Source organism: Rhodoferax lacus (genome assembly GCF_003415675.1).
Classification (GTDB): Bacteria; Pseudomonadota; Gammaproteobacteria; order Burkholderiales; family Burkholderiaceae_C; genus Allorhodoferax; species Allorhodoferax lacus.
Map to the genome: position 1 here is coordinate 1 of NZ_QFZK01000064.1, position 464 is coordinate 464.

1 protein-coding gene is annotated in these 464 nt (G+C 68.1%); it reads right to left on the reverse strand.

The features are described 5' to 3' along the window. A partial coding sequence (locus tag DIC66_RS22795) for a dihydrodipicolinate synthase family protein (RefSeq protein ID WP_199534829.1) occupies positions 1–464 on the reverse strand: 464 nt, incomplete at both ends.

Below are 464 nucleotides of genomic sequence, written 5' to 3' on the forward strand. Positions count from 1 at the left end.
CGGCCCCAACGCAGGACCAGTGGGTCCAGGCGTTTGGCGGTGTCCAGCAGGCCGCGGCGCACTTCGGGGTGCATGGCGGGAAAGGGATGGCGCGGGTCTTCGCAGGCGATGATGCCGCCGGCCTTCATCAGCGCCTTGGCGGTGAGGATGCCGCCCTGGCGGTTCTCGTAATTGATGAGCGGCAACCACTTGCCATAGGCGACGGTGGCGCCCTCCGCGTCGCCAGCAGCCCAAGCGTCCATGATCTGGCGGATGCCGTCGGGAAAGCCGCCGCCGGTCATGGCGCCGGTGGCACCAGCCTGCAGGTCGGGCAGCAGGGTGATGGCCTCTTCGCCATCCCACGGCCCTTCGATGGCTTCGCCGCCCAGGCGGATCAGCTCGCGCAGCTTGGAGGCCGCCCCTGCGGTTTCGATCTTGAAGTAGCAGACGTTCTCGATTTCCTTGGCCATGCGCGCCAGGAAGGC